Source organism: Calidithermus roseus (assembly GCF_003574095.1).
In the GTDB taxonomy this organism is placed as follows: Bacteria; Deinococcota; Deinococci; order Deinococcales; family Thermaceae; genus Calidithermus; species Calidithermus roseus.
In genome coordinates, this window is record NZ_QWLA01000051.1 from 1 (window position 1) to 18,054 (window position 18,054).

The 18,054-nt window shown below is 65.9% G+C and carries 17 protein-coding genes and 1 pseudogene; 7 read left to right on the plus strand and 11 right to left on the minus strand.

Annotation, left to right across the window (positions count from 1 at the left end):
* A pseudogene (locus tag Mrose_RS12455) lies at positions 1-473 on the plus strand (hypothetical protein); the annotation flags it as partial.
* A 65-nt stretch (positions 474-538) separates the two neighbouring features.
* Here the strand turns inward: Mrose_RS12455 and Mrose_RS12460 are convergent.
* Positions 539-886: a hypothetical protein gene (locus Mrose_RS12460; RefSeq protein WP_119278723.1), complete on the minus strand. Its 348-nt coding sequence runs from the start codon at positions 884-886 to the stop codon at positions 539-541.
* A 130-nt stretch (positions 887-1,016) separates the two neighbouring features.
* On the opposite strand from Mrose_RS12460, the gene Mrose_RS12465 reads away from it, so the two are divergent.
* On the plus strand, positions 1,017-1,463 hold the full coding sequence (locus Mrose_RS12465) for a ferritin-like domain-containing protein (RefSeq protein WP_119278725.1): 447 nt from the start codon (positions 1,017-1,019) through the stop codon (positions 1,461-1,463).
* Between the two features lie 62 nt (positions 1,464-1,525).
* Here Mrose_RS12465 and Mrose_RS12470 read toward each other — a convergent pair whose 3' ends face one another.
* Positions 1,526-2,779: an SAM-dependent methyltransferase gene (locus Mrose_RS12470; RefSeq protein WP_119278727.1), complete on the minus strand. Its 1,254-nt coding sequence runs from the start codon at positions 2,777-2,779 to the stop codon at positions 1,526-1,528.
* Positions 2,780-3,074: 295 nt separating this feature from the next.
* On the opposite strand from Mrose_RS12470, the gene Mrose_RS12475 reads away from it, so the two are divergent.
* Positions 3,075-4,976 (plus strand): ExeM/NucH family extracellular endonuclease, encoded by a 1,902-nt coding sequence (locus Mrose_RS12475; protein WP_245969885.1) that lies wholly within the window; start codon positions 3,075-3,077, stop codon positions 4,974-4,976.
* A gap of 48 nt (positions 4,977-5,024) precedes the next feature.
* Here Mrose_RS12475 and Mrose_RS12480 read toward each other — a convergent pair whose 3' ends face one another.
* From Mrose_RS12480 to Mrose_RS12505, 6 genes are all read right to left on the minus strand, one after another.
* Positions 5,025-5,945 (minus strand): carbohydrate kinase family protein, encoded by a 921-nt coding sequence (locus tag Mrose_RS12480; protein ID WP_119278729.1) that lies wholly within the window; start codon positions 5,943-5,945, stop codon positions 5,025-5,027.
* On the minus strand, positions 5,942-6,595 hold the full coding sequence (locus tag Mrose_RS12485; RefSeq protein WP_119278730.1) for a transaldolase family protein: 654 nt from the start codon (positions 6,593-6,595) through the stop codon (positions 5,942-5,944). Before Mrose_RS12485 ends, Mrose_RS12480 begins: the two co-directional genes overlap by 4 nt.
* 128 nt (positions 6,596-6,723) lie before the next feature.
* Positions 6,724-7,581 carry an ATP-binding cassette domain-containing protein gene (locus Mrose_RS12490; RefSeq protein ID WP_119278732.1) on the minus strand — a complete coding sequence of 286 codons (858 nt, stop codon included), beginning with the start codon at positions 7,579-7,581 and terminating at the stop codon, positions 6,724-6,726.
* Between the two features lie 5 nt (positions 7,582-7,586).
* Complete coding sequence (locus tag Mrose_RS12495; RefSeq protein WP_119278734.1) at positions 7,587-8,579, minus strand: ABC transporter permease; 993 nt, start codon at positions 8,577-8,579, stop codon at positions 7,587-7,589.
* A gap of 94 nt (positions 8,580-8,673) precedes the next feature.
* Positions 8,674-9,687: a sugar ABC transporter substrate-binding protein gene (locus Mrose_RS12500; RefSeq protein WP_119278736.1), complete on the minus strand. Its 1,014-nt coding sequence runs from the start codon at positions 9,685-9,687 to the stop codon at positions 8,674-8,676.
* An 86-nt stretch (positions 9,688-9,773) separates the two neighbouring features.
* Positions 9,774-10,796: a LacI family DNA-binding transcriptional regulator gene (locus Mrose_RS12505; RefSeq protein WP_119278738.1), complete on the minus strand. Its 1,023-nt coding sequence runs from the start codon at positions 10,794-10,796 to the stop codon at positions 9,774-9,776.
* A 176-nt stretch (positions 10,797-10,972) separates the two neighbouring features.
* Between Mrose_RS12505 and Mrose_RS18605 the strand changes: the two genes are divergently transcribed.
* From Mrose_RS18605 to Mrose_RS12510, 3 genes are all read left to right on the plus strand, one after another.
* Positions 10,973-11,155 carry a hypothetical protein gene (locus Mrose_RS18605; protein ID WP_147371641.1) on the plus strand — a complete coding sequence of 61 codons (183 nt, stop codon included), beginning with the start codon at positions 10,973-10,975 and terminating at the stop codon, positions 11,153-11,155.
* A 63-nt stretch (positions 11,156-11,218) separates the two neighbouring features.
* Positions 11,219-11,410: a hypothetical protein gene (locus Mrose_RS18610; protein ID WP_147371642.1), complete on the plus strand. Its 192-nt coding sequence runs from the start codon at positions 11,219-11,221 to the stop codon at positions 11,408-11,410.
* A gap of 15 nt (positions 11,411-11,425) precedes the next feature.
* A complete protein-coding gene (locus Mrose_RS12510) occupies positions 11,426-12,241 on the plus strand; it encodes a PKD domain-containing protein (protein ID WP_119278739.1) in 816 nt (271 codons plus the stop codon).
* A gap of 44 nt (positions 12,242-12,285) precedes the next feature.
* On the opposite strand, the gene Mrose_RS12515 is transcribed toward Mrose_RS12510, so the two are convergent.
* Entirely contained in the window at positions 12,286-12,915 is a 630-nt protein-coding gene (locus tag Mrose_RS12515; protein ID WP_182482794.1) for an ArsR/SmtB family transcription factor, read from the minus strand.
* Positions 12,916-12,960: 45 nt separating this feature from the next.
* Here Mrose_RS12515 and Mrose_RS12520 point away from each other — a divergent pair, with 45 nt between their 5' ends.
* Complete coding sequence (locus Mrose_RS12520) at positions 12,961-14,181, plus strand: MFS transporter (protein WP_119278743.1); 1,221 nt, start codon at positions 12,961-12,963, stop codon at positions 14,179-14,181.
* 26 nt (positions 14,182-14,207) lie between these two features.
* Here Mrose_RS12520 and Mrose_RS12525 read toward each other — a convergent pair whose 3' ends face one another.
* On the minus strand, positions 14,208-15,317 hold the full coding sequence (locus Mrose_RS12525; RefSeq protein ID WP_119278745.1) for a type IV pilus twitching motility protein PilT: 1,110 nt from the start codon (positions 15,315-15,317) through the stop codon (positions 14,208-14,210).
* 69 nt (positions 15,318-15,386) lie between these two features.
* Positions 15,387-18,047, minus strand: a complete 2,661-nt coding sequence (locus Mrose_RS12530) for an ATPase, T2SS/T4P/T4SS family (RefSeq protein ID WP_119278746.1) — start codon at positions 18,045-18,047, stop codon at positions 15,387-15,389.
* Positions 18,048-18,054 lie beyond the last annotated feature (7 nt).

Below are 18,054 nucleotides of genomic sequence, written 5' to 3' on the forward strand. Positions count from 1 at the left end.
GCGCCCACACGGGGACCAAAACCCAGGATCACATCGTGTACGCCGATGAAGCCACCCACGCTGATCACCTGCTCGATGGGGCCACTGACTACCCCGTCGAGCCCATGGTCAGTGGCCCCATCGAGCAGGTGATCAGCGTGGGTGGCTTCATCGGCGTACACGATGTGATCCTGGGTTTTGGTCCCCGTGTGGGCGCAGACTACAACCTCGGAAACGGCGCCATCAACGTCAATGCCTACCTGGTGCGCAACTTCAACCGTGGCGGCTTCTTCGACCCCTACCTGGGTCTGGGCGTGCGCTACGATGCCTCCTCGACCAACCCCAATATCGTGCCGGTCTATGGCGATGCGGTGCTGGGCGCGGGCTTCAACTTCTCGCGCAACTTCGGGCTGTACCTCGAGGGCAACCCCGGCTTGGGCGATAACCTCAGCCTCCGCTTCGGGGTGCGCGCCGGTCTGAAGCTCTCCTTCTAAACCCGAAGCCTCCTCATTCCACGCAACCCCCGGAAATATCCGGGGGTTGCATTTGTTTCAGGAGGTCAATAGTCAAGCGCCTTGCTTGCCGTTTTCTGCCGATGACCCTCGGCTTCCTCCAACTCACGCCACAGCCGGGCCAGACGGATCAGGACCTGGTAGGCTGCCTCCACCGCTGCCTGGGGGCTGCACTTGTGCTCCTCCAGGCTCTGCCGGATGGTCTGGAGGGCTTTGTCTGCATCGGCCAGGCGCACCTGGACCTGGTTGCGTAGGAAGAAACGATTCTGGCGGGCCTGGGGGCAGGTGAGTTCGGCGCTCCACCAGGAGCTCTCGCGGATGCGGGCCATGAGCCGCTGGGCCTCGGCCAGGACGTCGGCGGGCACGATTTCGCTGGAAGGAAAGTGAAATCTCATAGCCAGACTCGTCCATGAGCCTACCCGGAAGTCGGCTGAAAATCAAGTAAACCACTCGGATTTATGTACTATGAGCCAGGGTGCTGGAGGAGCGCTCCGATGAGTATGATGGCGTGTGAAAGGGGGCAGTATGCCAACTAAGGTTGAGCAGGCAAAAGCAGCACTGCTGGAGGGCCTCAACACCGACCTGGCCGGTGAATTGCAGGCCATCATCATGTACCTGACGTATTCTGCCCAGGTTAAGGGCATCCACCGCGCTCACCTGCACGAGTTCTTCGAGGGCGAGATCGAGGACGAGACCAAGCACGCCCGTTACCTGGCCCGCAAGATCGTGGCCCTGGGGGGTAGGCCCACGACCCGCCCGGCGGACGTACCCGCCGCCTCCACCATCCGCGAGATGCTGCAGAACGTCCTGCGGGCCGAGGAGGATACCATCGCCCGCTACGTCGAGCGCATGAAGCAGGCCGAAGCCCTGGGCGATTACGGCCTGGCCAACGACCTGCAGGGCTTCATCGCCGACGAGACCGGCCACAAAGAGGAAGCCGAGCTGCTCCTGGCGGGGGACTGGCAGGCCTGAGGCGGGTAGCCGCCGGCCATCAGCGAACAGCAAAGCGATGGAAGCCATCTGGTGCGTCCTGGCTATCGACCATCGACCACCGACGGATCCCGGTAGAGGTCGGCCCGGCTCGAGGGAAGCTTGACGCGCCCCTGGGGGTCGGGTTTGGCCAGCAGGGTCTGGTGAACGGCCAGGTGGCCGAAGGCGAACTGGTGGGCCGAGGCCGCCAGGTAAAGCCGATAGAGCCGGGCGCGCTCCGGCCCAACCAGGGATACTGCCTCGGGGAAGCGGGTTTCCAGGCCATGACGCCACAGCTCGAGGGTGCGGGTGTAGTGCTCGCGCAAATCCTCCACATCGCGCACCTCGAAACCCGCGGCTTCGGCCTCGCGCAACATCTCCCACAGCGGCAGGATTTCGCCGTCGGGGAAGATGTAGCGCCGCATGAATTCCCCGGAGGCGGCCCAGGTGGGGGACTTGGGCCGCACGGGGCCCTGGGCGATGGCGTGGTGCAGGAAGAGGCCGCCGGGCTCTAAGCAGGCGAAGGCCGCCTGGAAGTAGCGCGGGAGGTTGGCCCGGCCCACGTGCTCGGCCATGCCGACGCTGGCGAGCTTGTCGAAGCGCTCATGCACCTCGCGGTAATCGAGTTCCTCGATCCGCACCCGCCCCTCGAGGCCGCTTCGGCGCACCCGTGCGCGGGCTTCCTCGAGTTGGGCGCTCGAGAGCGTGATGCCTAGGGCCTCCACCCCGAAGCGCTCTGCCGCGTAGATCACCAGCCCGCCCCAGCCGCAGCCGATGTCCAGCAGGCGCTCGCCGGGCCGCAGCCTGAGCTTGCGGCAGATGAGCTCGAGCTTGGCCTCCTGGGCCCGCTCCAGGCTCTCGTCGCCCTGGGGGAAGTAGGCGCAGGAGTAGACCATGCGCGGGTCCAGCCACAGCCGGTAGAAGTCATTGGAGAGGTCGTAGTGGTGCTTTACGGCCTGACGGTCACGGGCGGGGGAATGGGCCGCCCCGTGCAGGTGGGCGCTGAGCGCCCGGATGCCCGAACCCCTCAAGGCTACCCCCCGCACCCACTCCAGCGGAGAGGCCGGCAACTCGACGTGCTCCAGCGCTTCCAGCACCGCCTCCAACTCGCCTTCGACCTCGAGGTCCCCCCGCACGAAGGCCTCGCCCAGGGCCAGGTCCAGCGGCGCTGCCAGTCCCTCCAGCACACCCCGCCCCAGCACCACGGTGGCCCTGGGTTCAGCCGTGGCCGGCAGCACTGACCCATCCCAAAAGCGCACCTCGAAGGGCCTGGTGGGCAGGATGCGCTCGAGCAGGTGCCGCAGTTCGCCAGCCTGCATAATCGCCTCCTTTTTGTATTAGGGTATGCCGCTTGTGGCGGCGAGCGCAATGGCCGGAATCGTGGCCGGGCCTCGAGCTTACCCTGAGCTGAAAAAACCGGCGGATACTTCCCCTGTTCGCCACTCGGGGTCGCGCTTGGCCCCGCCGGGCTGGAGGATAGCCTTGGTCTTTTGGGAATGTAAAGCGATTCATTCCAGAAAAGGAATCGGCGAACAACGTAGAGTGAGTATCGTTAGGAGGACTCCAGTAAACAGGCCTAACCAAACTTCGCTGAATTCAGCTCGCCTCTGGTTGGTGGCGGGCTTGGTGGCCCTTATCGCAGCCTGCACTCAGGCTCCCAAGTCTTTAGTGGGCGGGATTTCCTCGCTGGGGGAAATTCCGGTGGTGCTCATCACCCTGGCCCGAAGCAGCCTGGGGGGCAACCCAGCCCAGCCTTATGCCTTCAGCTTCACCACCCTGCGGACCCCGCAGTGCCCGGCAGGGGCCAGCGTGACCCGTACCTACCAGATTCAGAGCAGTGGCCCGGCCAGCCCCCTGGCGGGTCAGACCGTGACCACCGAGGGGGTGGTGGTGGGCGATTACCAGGGTGCGGGCCAGCTCGGCGGCTTCTACATTCAAGACTTCCGCGGTGACGACGACCCGGCCACTTCCGATGGGCTGTTTGTGTTCAACACCTCCTTTCCGGTGAACGTGGGCGATTACGTGCAGGTCACGGGAACGGTCAGGGAGTTCGCCTCCGGCAGCGGCACCCTGACCGAACTCGAGGCCCTCAGCAACGTCACGCTCTGCGAGAGTGGGGCTTTTGTGGAGCCCACCCCCATCGAGCTTCCGGTGGGCGCGGTGGGCGACCTCGAGCGCTACGAGGGCATGCTGGTGACCTTCCCTCAGACCCTTACCGTGAGCGAGGTCTTCAACCTGGCCCGCTTCGGCGAGATCACCCTTTCTGCTGGGGGGCGGCTCTACCACCCCAATAACGGCAACGGCCTGGGCGACTCCACGACGCTCAACCCGCGCCGCCGCATCCTGCTCGACGACGCCTCCACCGTGCAAAACCCTGCCACCATCCCCTACTTGAGCGGCCCCGGCACCGACGCCACCCGCCGGGTGGGCGACAGCGTGAGGGGCCTGACGGGCATCCTCACCTTCGGCTTCAGCGCCTACCGCGTGCAGCCGGTGGGGCCGGTGAGCTTCGAGAACGCCAACCCCCGCCCCACCTCGCCCGCGGCGGTGGGGGGCTCGCTGCGGGTGGCCAGCTTCAACGTGCTCAACTACTTCACCACCCTCGGCTCGCGCGGGGCCAGCAACCAGGCCGAGTTCGAGCGCCAGAAGGCCAAGCTGGTGGCCGCCATCGCGGGGCTGAATGCCGACGTGGTGGGCCTCATCGAGGTGCAGAACAACGGCGACGCCGCCCTCACGGACTTCGTGGCCGCGCTCAACGCGGCGCTGGGAGCCGGCACCTACGCCGCGATTCAGACCGGCACCATCGGTACCGACGAGATCAAGGTGGCCCTAATCTACAAGCCCGCCAGGGTCGCGCCGGAGGGGGCGTTCCGGGTGGATGGCGACCCGGTATACTCCCGGCCCCCCCTGGCCCAGACCTTCCGCGACATGGGCACGGGCGGGCGCTTCACGGTGGTGGTCAACCACTTCAAGTCCAAGGGCTGCGAAGGGGCTACGGGCGAGAACCTCGATAACGGCCAGGGTTGCTGGAACGCGCTGCGCGTACAGCAGGCCCAGAAGCTGCTGGGCTTCCTCGAGCAGCTAAAAACCACCGACCCCGACGTGGTGCTGCTGGGTGACTTCAACGCTTACGCCGCCGAGGACCCCATCCGCATCCTCACCGGTGCGGGCCTGGAGAACCTGCTGTCGCGCAGCCCGGCTTCCGAGCGCTACAGCTACGTCTTTAACGGCGAGAGCGGCAACCTCGACCATGCTTTCGTGACCCCCTCGCTCAGCCCGCAGGTGACGGGCTTCACCGAGTGGCACATCAACGCCGACGAGCCCCGCGCCTTCGACTACAACACGGAGTTCAAGCCCGACGACCGCTACGCCCCCACCCCCTACCGCTCCTCCGACCACGACCCGCTGCTGCTGGGGCTCAGCCTCAATGCCGACCCCGCCGCGTCTGCCGACTTCTCCGATACCGCTGTGCGCCGTAGGCTTCAGAAGCCGTCGATGGCCGATGGTCGCGACTGAAGCGATGGCTCAAAGTGGCTCTCGAGCACTTTGCGGGAGGGGTGGCCCCTACCAACCCACCTCCTGCGCCCAGGGCGGATCGGCCCCCGCTCGAGTGCAGTTGATGGCCGCAACTTGGTTGGCGAAGGCCAGCAGTTGCTGCAATTCCCCTTCCTCTAGCCCCTCCACTCCGCTGCGGCTCAGCCGTCCCCGCTTGTGGAGCCAGGCCAGGGCAGCCCCCATGAAGGCGTCGCCTGCGCCCACGGTGTCGGCGACTTTTACCTTGGGCACGGGAACCAGGGCGCTTCCCCCCGTGCTCAATGCCAGCGAACCCGCACTCCCCAGCGTCACCAGCACCAGGGCCGGGCCCCGTCCCAGCCACTCCTGGGCAAGGCTCTTGGGCGACTCGCCAGGGTAGAGCCACTCGAGGTCGGCCTGGCTGACCTTGACCAGGTCCACCAGGCCCAGCCAGCCTTCCAGGCGCTCAAGGTAGGCGCTGCGGTCGGGGATGAGGCCGGGGCGCACGTTGGGGTCGAGAGAGAGGAAACGGTGGCGCGATTCCTGCTGCATGAGGTATTCCAGCGTGCTGGCGGTGGGCTCGAGCACCAGCGAGATCGAGCCAAAGTGCAGCGCGGCTTCCTTTGGCAGGGCGGGGAGTTCCTCGATCACGAGCGAGCGGTCAGCGGTGCCCCCGGCGTAGAAGGAGTACTCGGGGTCGCCACCCTCGAGGTGCACGAAGGCTAAGGTGGTGGGTTCGCGGGCTTCGACCACGTATTCCAGCGAGACCCGGCTCTCGTGCATGTGCTGGCGCAGCAGGCGACCGAACACGTCCCGTGACACCTTGCCCAGAAAGCCAGTAGGCGCCCCCAGCCTTCCCGAGGCCACGGCCACGTTCATCAGCGAGCCGCCCGGATGGGGCCGGTAGACGGTGTGGCCCTCGAAGCGCAGGGAGGTGAAGTCGATGAGGGCTTCACCGCAAGCGATGATCACGATAAAACCTCCTTCATGGCCTGTTCGAAGGCGATCACGGCCTCCTCGGTGAGGGGCTCGTCGAAGAACTGCCGTGCCACCACTGGGCTGAGGGTAAAAGCCCGCACCCCCTCCTGGCTCATAGCCACCACGTCGTCGAGGTGGCGCAGGCTGGCCAGGAGGATCTGGGTGGGGTTGCCCAGTTCCCTCAGCAGGCGCTGCATGAGCGCCACCTCGGCCCTGGCGTTGCGCCCGGCATCGGCGATGCGGCCCAGGTAAGGGGCGATGTACTGAACCCCGGCAGCGGCCCCCAAAAGGGCCTGGGCCGGGGTGTAGACGGCGGTGAGCAGCACCGGGCAGCCCTGCCGCAGCAGCTCGCTGGCCGCTTGGCAACCCGCCTGGGTGGCGGGCAGCTTGACTACCACCCGCTCCCCGATCGAGCGCAGCTCGAGGCCCCACTCGATGAGGTTGGCCGCGTCGGAACCCCAGCTCTGGAAAAACACCTCGTTGGCCCCCAGGTCGGTGGCCCAGGCGTAGAACTCGGGGAGCTGCGCGGTCTTGAGCCCCACTGCCTGCAGCAGCAAGGGGTTGGTGGTAACGCCCCAAAACAGCCCCGTGCGCAGCAAAGGCTCGGCCAGGTGGCGGTCGGCGGTGTCGAGGTAGAGTCGCATCCCCTCAGCAGAGTTTGAGGCAAGTTCATGCTGCGCGCAAGAGAAAGCCGTCGATGGTTGTATAGCTAAAGGCAAGACGCCGGTTCACTCCAGGCCGCGAGCTACAGGCTTCTCGACCCTCGGCAGCCCTAATTCGCCAGCTCCTCCGGGCTCAGCTCCTCGGGGCTCATCGCCCCGGTCATGACCGCGACGGTGTGGGCCATGCTGATCTTCTTGGGGTTGACCACCGCGGCCCGCTTGCCCAGGCGCTGGATGTGGATGCGGTCGGCGATCTCGAAGACGTGGGGCATGTTGTGGCTGATGATGATCACGGGGAGGCCGCGGTCGCGCACCCGGCGGATGAGCTCGAGCACCATGTTGCCCTCCTTGACCCCCAGGGCGGCGGTGGGCTCGTCCATGATCACCACGTGCTTGGCGAAGGCCGCGCTGCGGGCGACGGCCACCCCCTGGCGCTGCCCGCCGGAGAGGGTCTCGACCGCCTGGCTCATCGAGCGGATGCCGATCTTGAGGTCTTTGAGGCTGCTGGTGGCCTCCTCGAGCATCTTCTTCTTGTCGATCAGCCGCAGCAGTCGCCCCAGGAAGCCCGGCCTGAGGATTTCCCGCCCTAAAAAGAGGTTCTCCGCGATGGTCATGGCGGGAGCCACCGCCAGGTCCTGGTAGACGGTCTCGATGCCGTGACGTCGCGCGTCGAGGGGGCTGCGGAAGTGCACGGGCTTGCCGTCGAGGATGATCTCCCCCTGGTCGGGGATGATCGCGCCGGAGAGGGCTTTGATCAACGTGCTCTTGCCCGCGCCGTTGTCGCCGATGACGGCCAGGATTTCTCCCTCGCGCAGCTCGAAGTCGGTGCCGTCGAGGGCGGTGACGTGCCCGTAGCGCTTGACCAGGCCGCGAGCTTCCAGCACGGGCCGGGGCCGAGCCGGGGCGCTGGCCTGCTGGCGGGGGAGGGGGAATTGGCCGGGATTGTTGGGTAGGGGGTTGAGTTCCATAAGCCTCAGCTCCTCCTTTTCGACAGCTGATCGGCGGTCACGGCCAGGATCACCAGGATGCCGGTGATGAGCACCTGATACACCGAGGAGACGCCGGTGAGGGTCAGGCCGTTGCGGAAGACACCCACGATGATGGCCCCCAGCAGCGTGCCCAGGATCATGCCGCGCCCGCCGAAGAGGCTGGTGCCGCCCAGCACCACGGCGGTGATGGTCTCGAGGTTCTCGGTCTGCCCGGCGTTGGGATCGCCCACGCTGGTGCGCGAGACCAACAGCCACCCGGCGATGCCGTAGAAGAAGCCCGCGACGGTGTACGTCAGCAGCAGCACCCGCTGGGTGGGGATGCCCATCAGGCGGGCGGCTTCGGGGTTGTTGCCCACGGCGTAGAGGTGGCGCCCCGGCGCGGTCTCGCTCAGCAGGAACCACATCAACAAGTACAGCGCGATCATGAGCACCACGCCGTAGGTGATCACGGTCTCGCCCAGCCGGAAGGTGTTGCCCCAAAACAGCAGCGCCTCGGGCAGGCCGGTCACGGTCTGGGCCTTGGAGTAGATCTGAGTCAGGGCGAAGGCGATGTTCATGGTGCCCAGCGTGACGATGAACGGCGGCAGCCGGATGCGGGTGATGAGCAGGCCGTTGAGAAGGCCGAAAGCGGTGGTGACGGCGATCCCGCAGAGGATGGCCAGCAGGGGAGGCAGGCCCAGCTCGACGGCGAACTTGCTCATGACCATGGTGCCCAGGGCCATCACGAACCCCACCGACAGGTCGATGCCCCCGGTCAGGATCACCAGAGTCTGACCAATGGCCAAGACCCCCACCACCAGCACCTGCTGGAGGATGAGCGAGAAGTTCTGGCCACTGAGGAAGCGCTCAGATTGGGTGCTGAAGAATATCACCGCCAGCAACAGCGCGACAAAGGGCCCCAGGACGCTGATGCTCGGCAGCCGCTCGAGCAGCTTCCTGGGTGCTTGGGCTGCGCTGGAGGGTTGTTGTTCGGCCATAAGTTCCTCACTGCGATGGGGGAAGTCCCGCTCGAGCGGGACTTCCCACGGCTCGGTGTCTGTTGATCCCACGAAATTGACCCTACGTCAACTTCTAGTTGCCCCAGCAGTTGGCCAGGCCGTACTTCACGTCCTTGCTGCTGACGCCGGGCACGGGCTGCTTGGCGATGAGGGTCACGCCGGTGTCCACGTAGCCGCGGGCCTTGACCCCACTCTTGGCGTACTTCACCCCGGCGGCCACGCCCAGGGCGGCCATCTTCAGGGGGTACTGCTGCGAGGTGGCGGCGATCACCCCACGATCCACGTTGCGCACGCCCTCGCAGCCGCCGTCTACCGAGACGATGATCACGCTCTTTTCCTTGCCTGCGGCCTTGAGGGCCTGGTAAGCGCCGGCGGCGGCGGGCTCGTTGATGGTGTAGACCAGGTTGATGTTAGGGTTCTTCTGCAAGCAGTTTTCCATGGCGGTCTGACCCTTGGCCTGGTCACCGTAGGTATCGGCCATGCACACGACCTCGGCGGGCTTGGCCAGCTCGTTGCTGTCGGCTTCGTAGCTTGGCAGACCGAAGCCCTGCAGGAAGCCGTTGTGGCGCTGGGCACCCACCGGGTGGCCGGGGAAGAGGTCGAGGGTGGCGATCACCGGCTTCTTGCCCTTCATCACCGCGGCGGCGTACTCGCCGATGAGCACCCCGGCTTGGTAGTTGTTGGTGGCGAAGAGGGCGTCTACGGCGTCTTCGGGGTCGGTGGGGCTGTCGAGGGCGATGACCTGCACGCCCGCATCCCGCGCTTTCTTGATGGCGGGGACGATGGCCTTGGCGTCGCTGGGGGTGATGAGGATGGTGTTGACCCCGGCGGCGACCATGTTCTCGATGGCCGCGACCTGTCCGGCGTTGTCACCGTCGGTCTTGCCGGCGGCGCTGATGAACTTCGCGCCGAGCTTGGCCGCCTCCTTGCTAGCGCCTTCCTTCATCTTCACGAAGAAGGGGTTGGACTCGGTCTTGGTGATGAGGCCGATGAAGGGTTGCTTGTTCTGAGCCACGACGGAGCTGAGGGCGGTGAGGGCCAGACCTGCGAGGGCGAGGGCTGCGACGATGCCGGTGCTTTTGCGCATGAGGACTCCTTGGGTTAGAACTGTGGAACTAGAGGGCTTGGGGCCGAGGGGCTGCGGTGGTGCTTTCCTTGCTGGGTTTCCTCCTTTTAGGGTTGACTCGAGGCGTGCCCCGGTGGGGCCGTGGAATCGCGGACGATGAGGGTGGTGGCCAGCCGGATGCGGATGGGCTGCACCGCCTTGCCATGACGCAGCAGACTCAGCAGCGTCTCGCAGGCCAGGAAGCCGATGTCGTACTCGGGCTGGGCCACGACGGTGAGGGCAGGTTGCATGGTGCGTGCCCAGCGCGAGTCGTCGAAGCCGACGATGGAGAGGTCTTCGGGGATGCGCAGGCCCAGCTCACGGGCGGCGAGCACCGCACCGACGGTCATCTCGTTGTTGCCCACGAACAGCGCGGTGGGGCGCTCGTCGGGTGGACGGGAGAGCAGGGCGTGGGCGGCAACGCGCCCGCCTTCTTCGCGGTGGTTGCCGGGCAGGACCAGTTCCTCGCGGTAGGGAAGGCCGGCGGCGGCCAGGGCCTCGCGGTAGCCCTGGTGGCGCTCGACGGCGGTGGTGATGTCGAGCCGCCCCACGATCATGCCGATGCGGCGGTGGCCCAGCGCGGTGAGGTGCTCGACCGCCGAGCGGGCCCCGCCGACGTTATCCACCATGACGCTGTGCGCGCCGGGGGTGCCGCTTTGGCGGTCGAGCTCGATGGTGGGGAGGTTGGCGACGAGCTTGAGGTTCTCCCGCGTCCTGGGGGTGGGCACGATCAGCAGGCCCTGCGGCAGGTGGCCGCGCAGGGCATTGAGCGCGCGGCGCTCCTTCTCGGGGTCCTCGTCGGTGTTGAAGAGGAAGACGGTGTAGTCGTGCTTCTCGGCGGCATCCTGCACCCCCTTGGCCACGGTGGCGTGAAAGGGGTTGAGGATGTCGGTGATGATGAGGCCCAGGCTGCGGCTGCTGCGCTGACGCAGGCTGCGGGCGAGTTGGTTGGGCTGGTAGCCGAGCTGCCGGGCGGCCTCGAGCACCCGTTCGCGCGTCTCCTTGGCGACCATGTCGGGCCGGGAGAGGGCCCGCGAGGCGGTGGCGGGGGAAACCTGGGCGAGTTTGGCGACTTCCTCGAGGCTGACCATATGCAATCGATTTCAGCTACCTGACAGAAGACAAACCCTACTGCGAAGCTTTATATCCCAGAGGACGGCGGGTTTGCAGCAAAAAAACTGCAAACGTTTGCAGTAGTTGATAAGGGAATCATACCCAGAGCCAGGCAGATGTCAAGGGGCTCGCAGGGCGAGGAAGAGCCCTTCGGGTGAGCAAAAATCCCGACGGATTGGGCAAAACCGGCGGTGGGCAGGGCTTTCCCAAGCGGCTCGGTGCGGGTATAGCCCGGCTGAGCGCCGGTATCGTGCGCGACGGTGAACCGAGTTCACAAACCGTGGAAGCCCTGGGTGCGCTGCCCTCTGCAACGCTGCTGCAACGCCTTCCCTTCTAGCCTGGGACTGCGGTGAAGCCCGGCTCCCGGTTCCGGGCAGTTGCCGTCGAAGGAGGCGATAGTGTGAAGCCGCCGCTTTCCCCTGGTGTGCTGCAATTCTGGCTAAGCATCCGACCCGAGACCGCCGAGCAGCCCTGGCACGCCACGCTGGAGAACCGCGAGCGCTTCGAGCGGGTGGAGTTCGACTCTCCTCTCGAACTCGCCCGGCACCTGGCGCACTTGGGACAACTCGAGCCCAAGAGCAAGTTGCGTTGAGCATTTGGAGGCAGGATGAAGCGTTATGGGTATTGGGGAGGATTGCTGGTGGTGCTGCTGGGCCTGCTGGGCTGTGGGGGCGCCAAGCCCCCCAACAAGCCTCCCACGGCGATCTTTACGGTTTCCGCCGATGGCGTCGAGGTGGGAAAAGCCTTGAGCTTCGACGCCTCGGCTTCTTCCGACCCCGATGGGGACGCGCTGGTGTATAGCTGGGAGTTTGGCGATGGGGAGCGGGGTGGGTCGCCTAGGATCGCTCACCGCTTCGACGTGCCCGCCGAGGGGCGTTACCTGCTGCGGGCGACCGGCCCCACCACCTGCTGCTGGTACGCCACGGTATGGGGCCCGAGTGCGCCCCACAGCAACTACACGGGTGAGTTCACCGCGAGCTACTACGCCAACAGCCAGGAGGTCAAGGGCCTGTTGCGGGCCGGGGCCAACACCCTCACCCTGCTCAACACCCACAGCACGAGTTCCGTGGGCTTAACCGCACTCCTGGTCACGCTCGAGCCTCCTACCGACATCACCCCCGGCGGTGCAACCTTGAACGGCACCATCGACGCGGCGGGCGAGCGCGACTACTACCGCTTCACCGCCACGGCGAACCAGAACTTCACCCTCAGCGTCAGCGGCGGCTTTGCCGGCACGGTGCGGGTCTACAAGCTGCCACCCAACGGCGACTACACCGCAGGATCCAACCTCCCAGAATTCAACCCGCCCAAGGCTTTTGGCAGCCACAGCTTCACCATCCCCTCGGACGGCACCTACCTGATCGAGGTAGATGGCAGCAACGAGGCTACGGGCGACTACAGCGTCAGCCTGAGCGCTCCGTGATTTGCGCAGAACGGAGGGAGATCACCACAAAAACGAACCTTTGTTCAGGCTGTTCCCTCCACCACGAACAGCCCTACCATGTGCGGCTTGCCTTCGGGCTGAGCCGACTGGCGGTACTTTTCCCGCAGGGCGCGCAACTCCCGGATGAAATCCCTGGCCTGCTGGGGGGTGAGCGATAGCCCGCCCCATTCCCCCAGCATCCGCTCGCGCAGCTCTTTGCGCCAGGGGGCGCTTTCTTCGGGGTTGAACAGGCCGAAGGCCATGCTCAGGTTGCCGCGTTCGTCGGGCTGGGCGAAAACCCCCCACTCGGGGTCGTAGCGCTCGAACTGGCGGATCAGGCTTCGCACGAAGCGGTCCATTACCTCGCGGTAGACCTCCTGCATCAATTCCTCGATGGTGGCGGCAGTGGAGGCGCTGAAGGGGATCAAAAAGCGCTCTTGGGCAGCCTTGTAGACCTTGATGGCCCGGCCCTTGCGCGCCCGCTGCTCATGTACGCGTACCAGGCCAGCCTGCTCTAGCTGGCGCAGGCGGTAGTGTACCTGGTTCATGCTCATGCCCAGCCGCTCCACCAGTTCCTGGGCGCTGCTGGGGGCTTTGAGCAGGCGATCGAGGATGCGCTGGTTCTCACGGACGAGCAGGAGCTTGAGCTGCCTACTTGAACTTGCCTCTTTCACGCCAAGTAGCTTAACCCCCACCCTGGTTTGCAGGAGAGGAATCCCATGCGACCCACCAGGCTATGGAACCGCGATTTCACCCTCTACTGGCTGGGCACAGCCCAGTCCAGCTTCGGCAGTTCGCTGGCGGGCATCGCCCTGTCCTTTTTGATCCTCGAGCTCACCGGCTCGGCGGCCAGCATGGGGGTCAACCTGGCGCTCTCGCTGATCCCCGGCCTCTTCGCCCCCCTGGCCGGGAACCTGGTGGACCGCCTGCCCATCAAGCCCCCGCTGGTGCTGGGGGACGTGGCTCGAGGGTTGATCGCCCTGGGGTTGTGGGCCCTGGCCACGCAGGGACAGGTCACGGTGACCCTGATCTACGCGGCCACGGTGCTGATGAGCGTGATCGGGGTGATCTATGGCCCGGCGGCCTCCAAGGTCTTTCCCGAGCTGGTCCCCAAGGCGGAGCTGGCTCGAGCCAACGGCCTGCTGGGCACCGCCACCCAGAGCATGAACTTCCTGGGCTTGGTGGGGGGCGGGGTGCTGGTGAGCCAGGTGGGCTCGCCCCTGGCCCTGCTGATCGACGCGGTGACCTTTTTCGTCATGGCCGCGTTATTGCTGCTGGTGCGGATGCCCGCTTTCGTGGGCCAGGTGCAGCAGGAAAGCTTCTGGAAAGGGCTGGGCGAGGGCCTACGGCTGATGGCCGCGAGCCGCGTCCTGACCCTGATCCCCCTGATGGCCTTCTTCATCAACCTGAGCTTTGCCCCCCTCCTGATGCTCATTCCCAAGATGATGCAAGACGCCGGGCTAGGAGCGCAGGGCTACGGCTTCTTTATGGGTTCTTTCACCGCCGGGATCGTCCTGGGCAACGTGCTGGTGAGCCTGCTGGGCTCTCGGCTCAAACCCGGCCCGGCCTTCGGCGTGGGGTTGAGCGTGATGGCCGTGGCCATGGGCCTGATCGGCTGGGTGGGGCAGGTGGGGTGGATGTACGCCCTGGCGGTGGTGGCGGGGAGCGCCAACGGCCTGCTCAACACCAGCCTGACCATCTTGCTGCAGAGCACGGTGGCCCCCGAGTTCCGGGGGCGGGTCTTCGGGGTGCTGGGCAGCGTGGCTCAGGTGGGGATGCCATTCTCGCTCTTGCTGCTGGCCCCGGTGGTAGACCGCCTCAACCCGGCCCTGATCTTCAGCCTCTCGGCGGGGATCACCCTCCTGATGGTCGGGGTGTGGCTGATATTCGGCAAGCCAGCACCGAGCCAGCCCGCTGTGGGAGCAGGGGCTGAAGATTAAACTCCTTGCAAGAGTCGGTTATCGGCTCACGTGCGCGTAGGCCGCGCTCCAGGCTGGGCCTGCGGTTGCCCCATGCCCGCCAGGCGGGCGAACTCCTTGGGGTCTACCGCGCGGGCCAAGCCCGTGTCGTAGGTGATCAGCTTGCGGCGGTAGAGGTCGGCCAGGTGGGCGTCCATGGTGATCATGCCGTACTGGCCGCCGGTCTGAATTACCGAGACCAATTGGTGGGTCTTGCCCTCGCGCACCAGCGCCCGCACGGCGGGGGTGGCGATCATCAGCTCGTAGGCCAGAACCCGGCCACCGCCAAAGGCTTTGACCAGGAGCTGCTGGGTCATGACGGCCACCAGGTTGTTGGCGAGCTGGACGCGGATTTGCTCCTGCTGGGCTTCGGGGAAGACGTCCACGATGCGGTCGATGGTCTCGGGGGCGGAGTTGGTGTGCAGGGTGCCCATCACCAGGTGGCCGGTTTCGGCGGCGGTGATGGCGGCGGAGATCGTCTCGTAGTCGCGCATCTCGCCTACCAGGATCACGTCGGGGGCCTGACGCAGCACCGAGCGCAGCGCCCGGTGGAAGTCGTGGGTGTCGGAGCCGATCTCGCGCTGGTTGATGATGGCGGTCTTGTGGCGGTGGAAGAACTCGATGGGGTCTTCGATGGTGACGATGTGGCAGCGGCGGCGCTCGTTGATGTAGTCGATCATCGAGGCCAGCGTCGTGGACTTGCCCGAGCCGGTAGGCCCGGTGATGAGCACCAGCCCGCGGGGCGACATGGCGATCTCGGCGATGTTCTTCGGTAGCCCCAGCTCCTCGAAGCTCTTGACCACCGTGGGCACCACGCGCAGCACCCCGCCCACGCTGCCGCGCTGCAGGAACACGTTCACACGGTAGCGGCCCTTGTTGGGCAGACTGAAGGAGAAGTCGAGTTCCTTGTCCTCCTCGAAGGAGCGCTGCTGCTTCTCGTCCATCAGCGCGTACATCAGACGGCGGGTGTCCTGGGGAGTGAGGGGTTCGTGCTCGGAGGGATGGAATTCGCCGTCCACCTTGATCATGGGCGGTAAACCCACGGTGATCACCAGGTCACTCGCGCCCCGGTCAACCGCCAGGGTCAAGAGGTCTACAATATCGGGCGCTTTGAGCATCGTGTCCTCCGCTAGTCCTGTTCTATCAGCACACCGGGCCTTCGAGTGTTCAAAATCGGCATCCGTCACCTACTCGTTGGTCTTGGCCATCACTTCCTCGAGCGTGGTGATGCCCTGGAAGGCTTTGGTGATGCCATCCTCGCGCAGGGTAGCCATGCCGCCCTTGCGGGCGATCTCCTTGATCTCGGTGGCGGTCTTGCCCGCCACGATGGCGTGGCGCACGTCGTCGTCGACGACCATCAGCTCGTGGATGGCGGCGCGGCCCTTGTAGCCGGTGCCGTTGCAGCGCTCGCAGCCGGTGCCCTTGTAGAGCACCTTGCCCTTGATGTCGCTCTCGCGCAGCTCGAGGCGGCGCAGTACGTCGGGGTCGGGCACGACCTCCTGCTTGCAGTTCTCGCACACCCGCCGCACCAGGCGCTGGGCCAGTACCCCGATCAGCGAGGCCGAAATGTTGAAGGACTCCACCCCCATCTCGTCCAAACGGGTCACCGCGCCCGCCGCGTCGTTGGTGTGCAGCGTGGCGATGACCAGGTGGCCGGTGAGGGCGGCTTCGGTGGCGATCTTGGCCGTCTCGGAGTCGCGGATCTCACCGACCATGATGATGTCGGGGTCCTGGCGCAGGAAGGAGCGCAGGGCCCTGGCGAAGGTCAGGCCCGCCACCGGGTTGACCTGGGTTTGGTTGATGCCGGGGATCTCGTACTCGACGGGGTCTTCGATGGTGGTGGTGTTCTTGTCGGGGGTGGCGATGCGTTTGAGGATGGAGAAGGTGGTGAAGGACTTGCCCGAGCCGGTGGGGCCGGTGATGAGGAAGATGCCGTAGGGTTTGGCGATGACGTCGGTGAAGCGCTGGAAGACCCCGGTGGCAAAGCCCAGCCCCTCGATCTCGGGGATCTCGGAGGCCCGGCGCAGCAAGCGCATGACGATCTTCTCGCCGTAGACCGTGGGCAGGGTGGAAAGACGCAAGTCGAGGTCGATGCTGCGGTCGCGATAGCGCACGCGCCCGTCCTGGGGCAGGCGACGCTCGGCGATGTCGAGGTTGGCCATGATCTTCACGCGGCTGGCCAGGGCCGGCCCGGCCCCCTTGGGCAGCTTCATGTACTCGCGCAGGGAGCCATCCACGCGAATGCGCACGAGCAAATCGGTCTGGCGCGGCTCGATGTGGATGTCGGAGGCGTCCTGCAAGAAGGCTTCGCGGATGATGGTGTTGACCAGCTTGACGACCGCGTTGTCGTCGAGGGCGCTGGTATCGGCCACCTCTTCGCGAGCTTGCCGCTTCTTCTCGAACTCCTTGGCCAGCTCGTCGATCTCGCCCGACCCACCGTAGAAGCGCTCAATCAGCTTGGTGATGGCAGCTTCGGTGGAGACGGCGGGGAGGATCTCCTTGCGGGTGATCATCTTGAGGTCATCGACGGCCAGGATGTTGCGAGGGTCCTTCATCAGCACCACCAGGGTGCTGCCGTTTTCGAGGTGATGGGGGAAGATGGTGTAGCGCCGCACGGTGGACTCGGGCACCAGGGTGATGACCGAGGGGTCCGGCGGGGTCTCCACGGGGTCGATGTAGGGGTAGCCGAGCTGGGCCGAGAGGCTTTTGGCCAGCATCTCCGGCTTGATCTTGCCCGACTGCACCAGGGTGTCCTCGAGCTTCTTACCCCCCTGTCGCTGCTTGTTGAGCGCGTCCTCGACGTCTTCCTGGGTGATGTAGCCCAGCTCGACGAGCACCTCGCCCAGCGGGCGGATCTTGCCCATGCGCCGCTGCACGCTCAGCGCCTCCTGCAGCGCCTCGCGCCCGATCTTGCCCTCCTGCACCAGGGCCTCGCCCAGGCGCGACTTCTCGGGGTAGGCCTTGGCGAAGAGGGCCTCCCAGGACTTCGGCAGTGTCAGCACGAAGCGTACCGGCCGGGCGATGGCCGCGCGAATGGCCTCGACGTGGCGGACGTCGGAGAGTACGACCAGCACCTGGGTGCCGTCCTGGCGCACCGGAACCGCCTGGTAGCGCAGGGCATCGGCCCGCAGCAACAGCGCAGCGATCTCCATCTGCAACTCGAGGTCGTCGACGCGCTCGCGGAACTCGATACCTGCACGCTCGGCCAGAACCTGGAAGAGCTGGGACTCGGTGATGGCGCCGCTTTGCACCAGGATGCGCCCCAAAAGCTCGCCGGTCTTCTCCTGCTGCACCAGGGCTTGCTCGAGGGTGTCGCGATCGACGAAGCCCTTTTCCACGAGCAGGTCGCCCAGCCGCATTTCGCTCTCGCTCGTCGACTTGGGGGCCTCAGGGACTTGCAGGCCGAGTTCGGGGTAGTTCTTGGCCAGGGCGTAGTTGAAGGAGGAGCGTGTCGTCTGGTAGGGCTCGATGATTTGGCCGGTGATGTCCTCGAGTTCTTCGAGCACCAGGTTGTCCAGTGGGTTCATCAGCGCTACCCGCAGGCTGCCACCCTCCAGCGCGAAGGGGATGGCCTCGAGGGTCTTGGCCTTCTCGGCGGGCACCAAGGCCTTGATCTCGGGGGGAATCTCCAGGCTGGCCAGTTCGACCAGGGGCACCCCGAAGGTCTCCTCGATGGCCTGGGCGATGCGGCGCTCGGAGAGCAGGCCCAGTTCGACGATCACGTCGCTGAGGGTGCCGCCGACCTCGCGGTGCTGTTCCAATGCACGTTGGAGTTCTTCATCTTCGAGGAGGCCCATGTCCAGCAGGGCCGCCCCGAGCCGTTTATCACCAATAGTCAGTACGTTCATCCCGCAT

Coding starts and splice junctions, on each gene's coding strand:
- Mrose_RS12530 (WP_119278746.1), bottom strand. CDS start 18,047: ATGAACGTACTGACTATTGGTGATAAACGGCTCGGGGCGGCCCTGCTG.
- Mrose_RS12520 (WP_119278743.1), top strand. CDS start 12,961: ATGCGACCCACCAGGCTATGGAACCGCGATTTCACCCTCTACTGGCTG.
- Mrose_RS12485 (WP_119278730.1), bottom strand. CDS start 6,595: ATGCGACTCTACCTCGACACCGCCGACCGCCACCTGGCCGAGCCTTTG.
- Mrose_RS12465 (WP_119278725.1), top strand. CDS start 1,017: ATGCCAACTAAGGTTGAGCAGGCAAAAGCAGCACTGCTGGAGGGCCTC.
- Mrose_RS12490 (WP_119278732.1), bottom strand. CDS start 7,581: ATGGAACTCAACCCCCTACCCAACAATCCCGGCCAATTCCCCCTCCCC.
- Mrose_RS12500 (WP_119278736.1), bottom strand. CDS start 9,687: ATGCGCAAAAGCACCGGCATCGTCGCAGCCCTCGCCCTCGCAGGTCTG.
- Mrose_RS12525 (WP_119278745.1), bottom strand. CDS start 15,317: ATGCTCAAAGCGCCCGATATTGTAGACCTCTTGACCCTGGCGGTTGAC.
- Mrose_RS12470 (WP_119278727.1), bottom strand. CDS start 2,779: ATGCAGGCTGGCGAACTGCGGCACCTGCTCGAGCGCATCCTGCCCACC.
- Mrose_RS12505 (WP_119278738.1), bottom strand. CDS start 10,796: ATGGTCAGCCTCGAGGAAGTCGCCAAACTCGCCCAGGTTTCCCCCGCC.
- Mrose_RS12460 (WP_119278723.1), bottom strand. CDS start 886: ATGAGATTTCACTTTCCTTCCAGCGAAATCGTGCCCGCCGACGTCCTG.
- Mrose_RS12510 (WP_119278739.1), top strand. CDS start 11,426: ATGAAGCGTTATGGGTATTGGGGAGGATTGCTGGTGGTGCTGCTGGGC.
- Mrose_RS12495 (WP_119278734.1), bottom strand. CDS start 8,579: ATGGCCGAACAACAACCCTCCAGCGCAGCCCAAGCACCCAGGAAGCTG.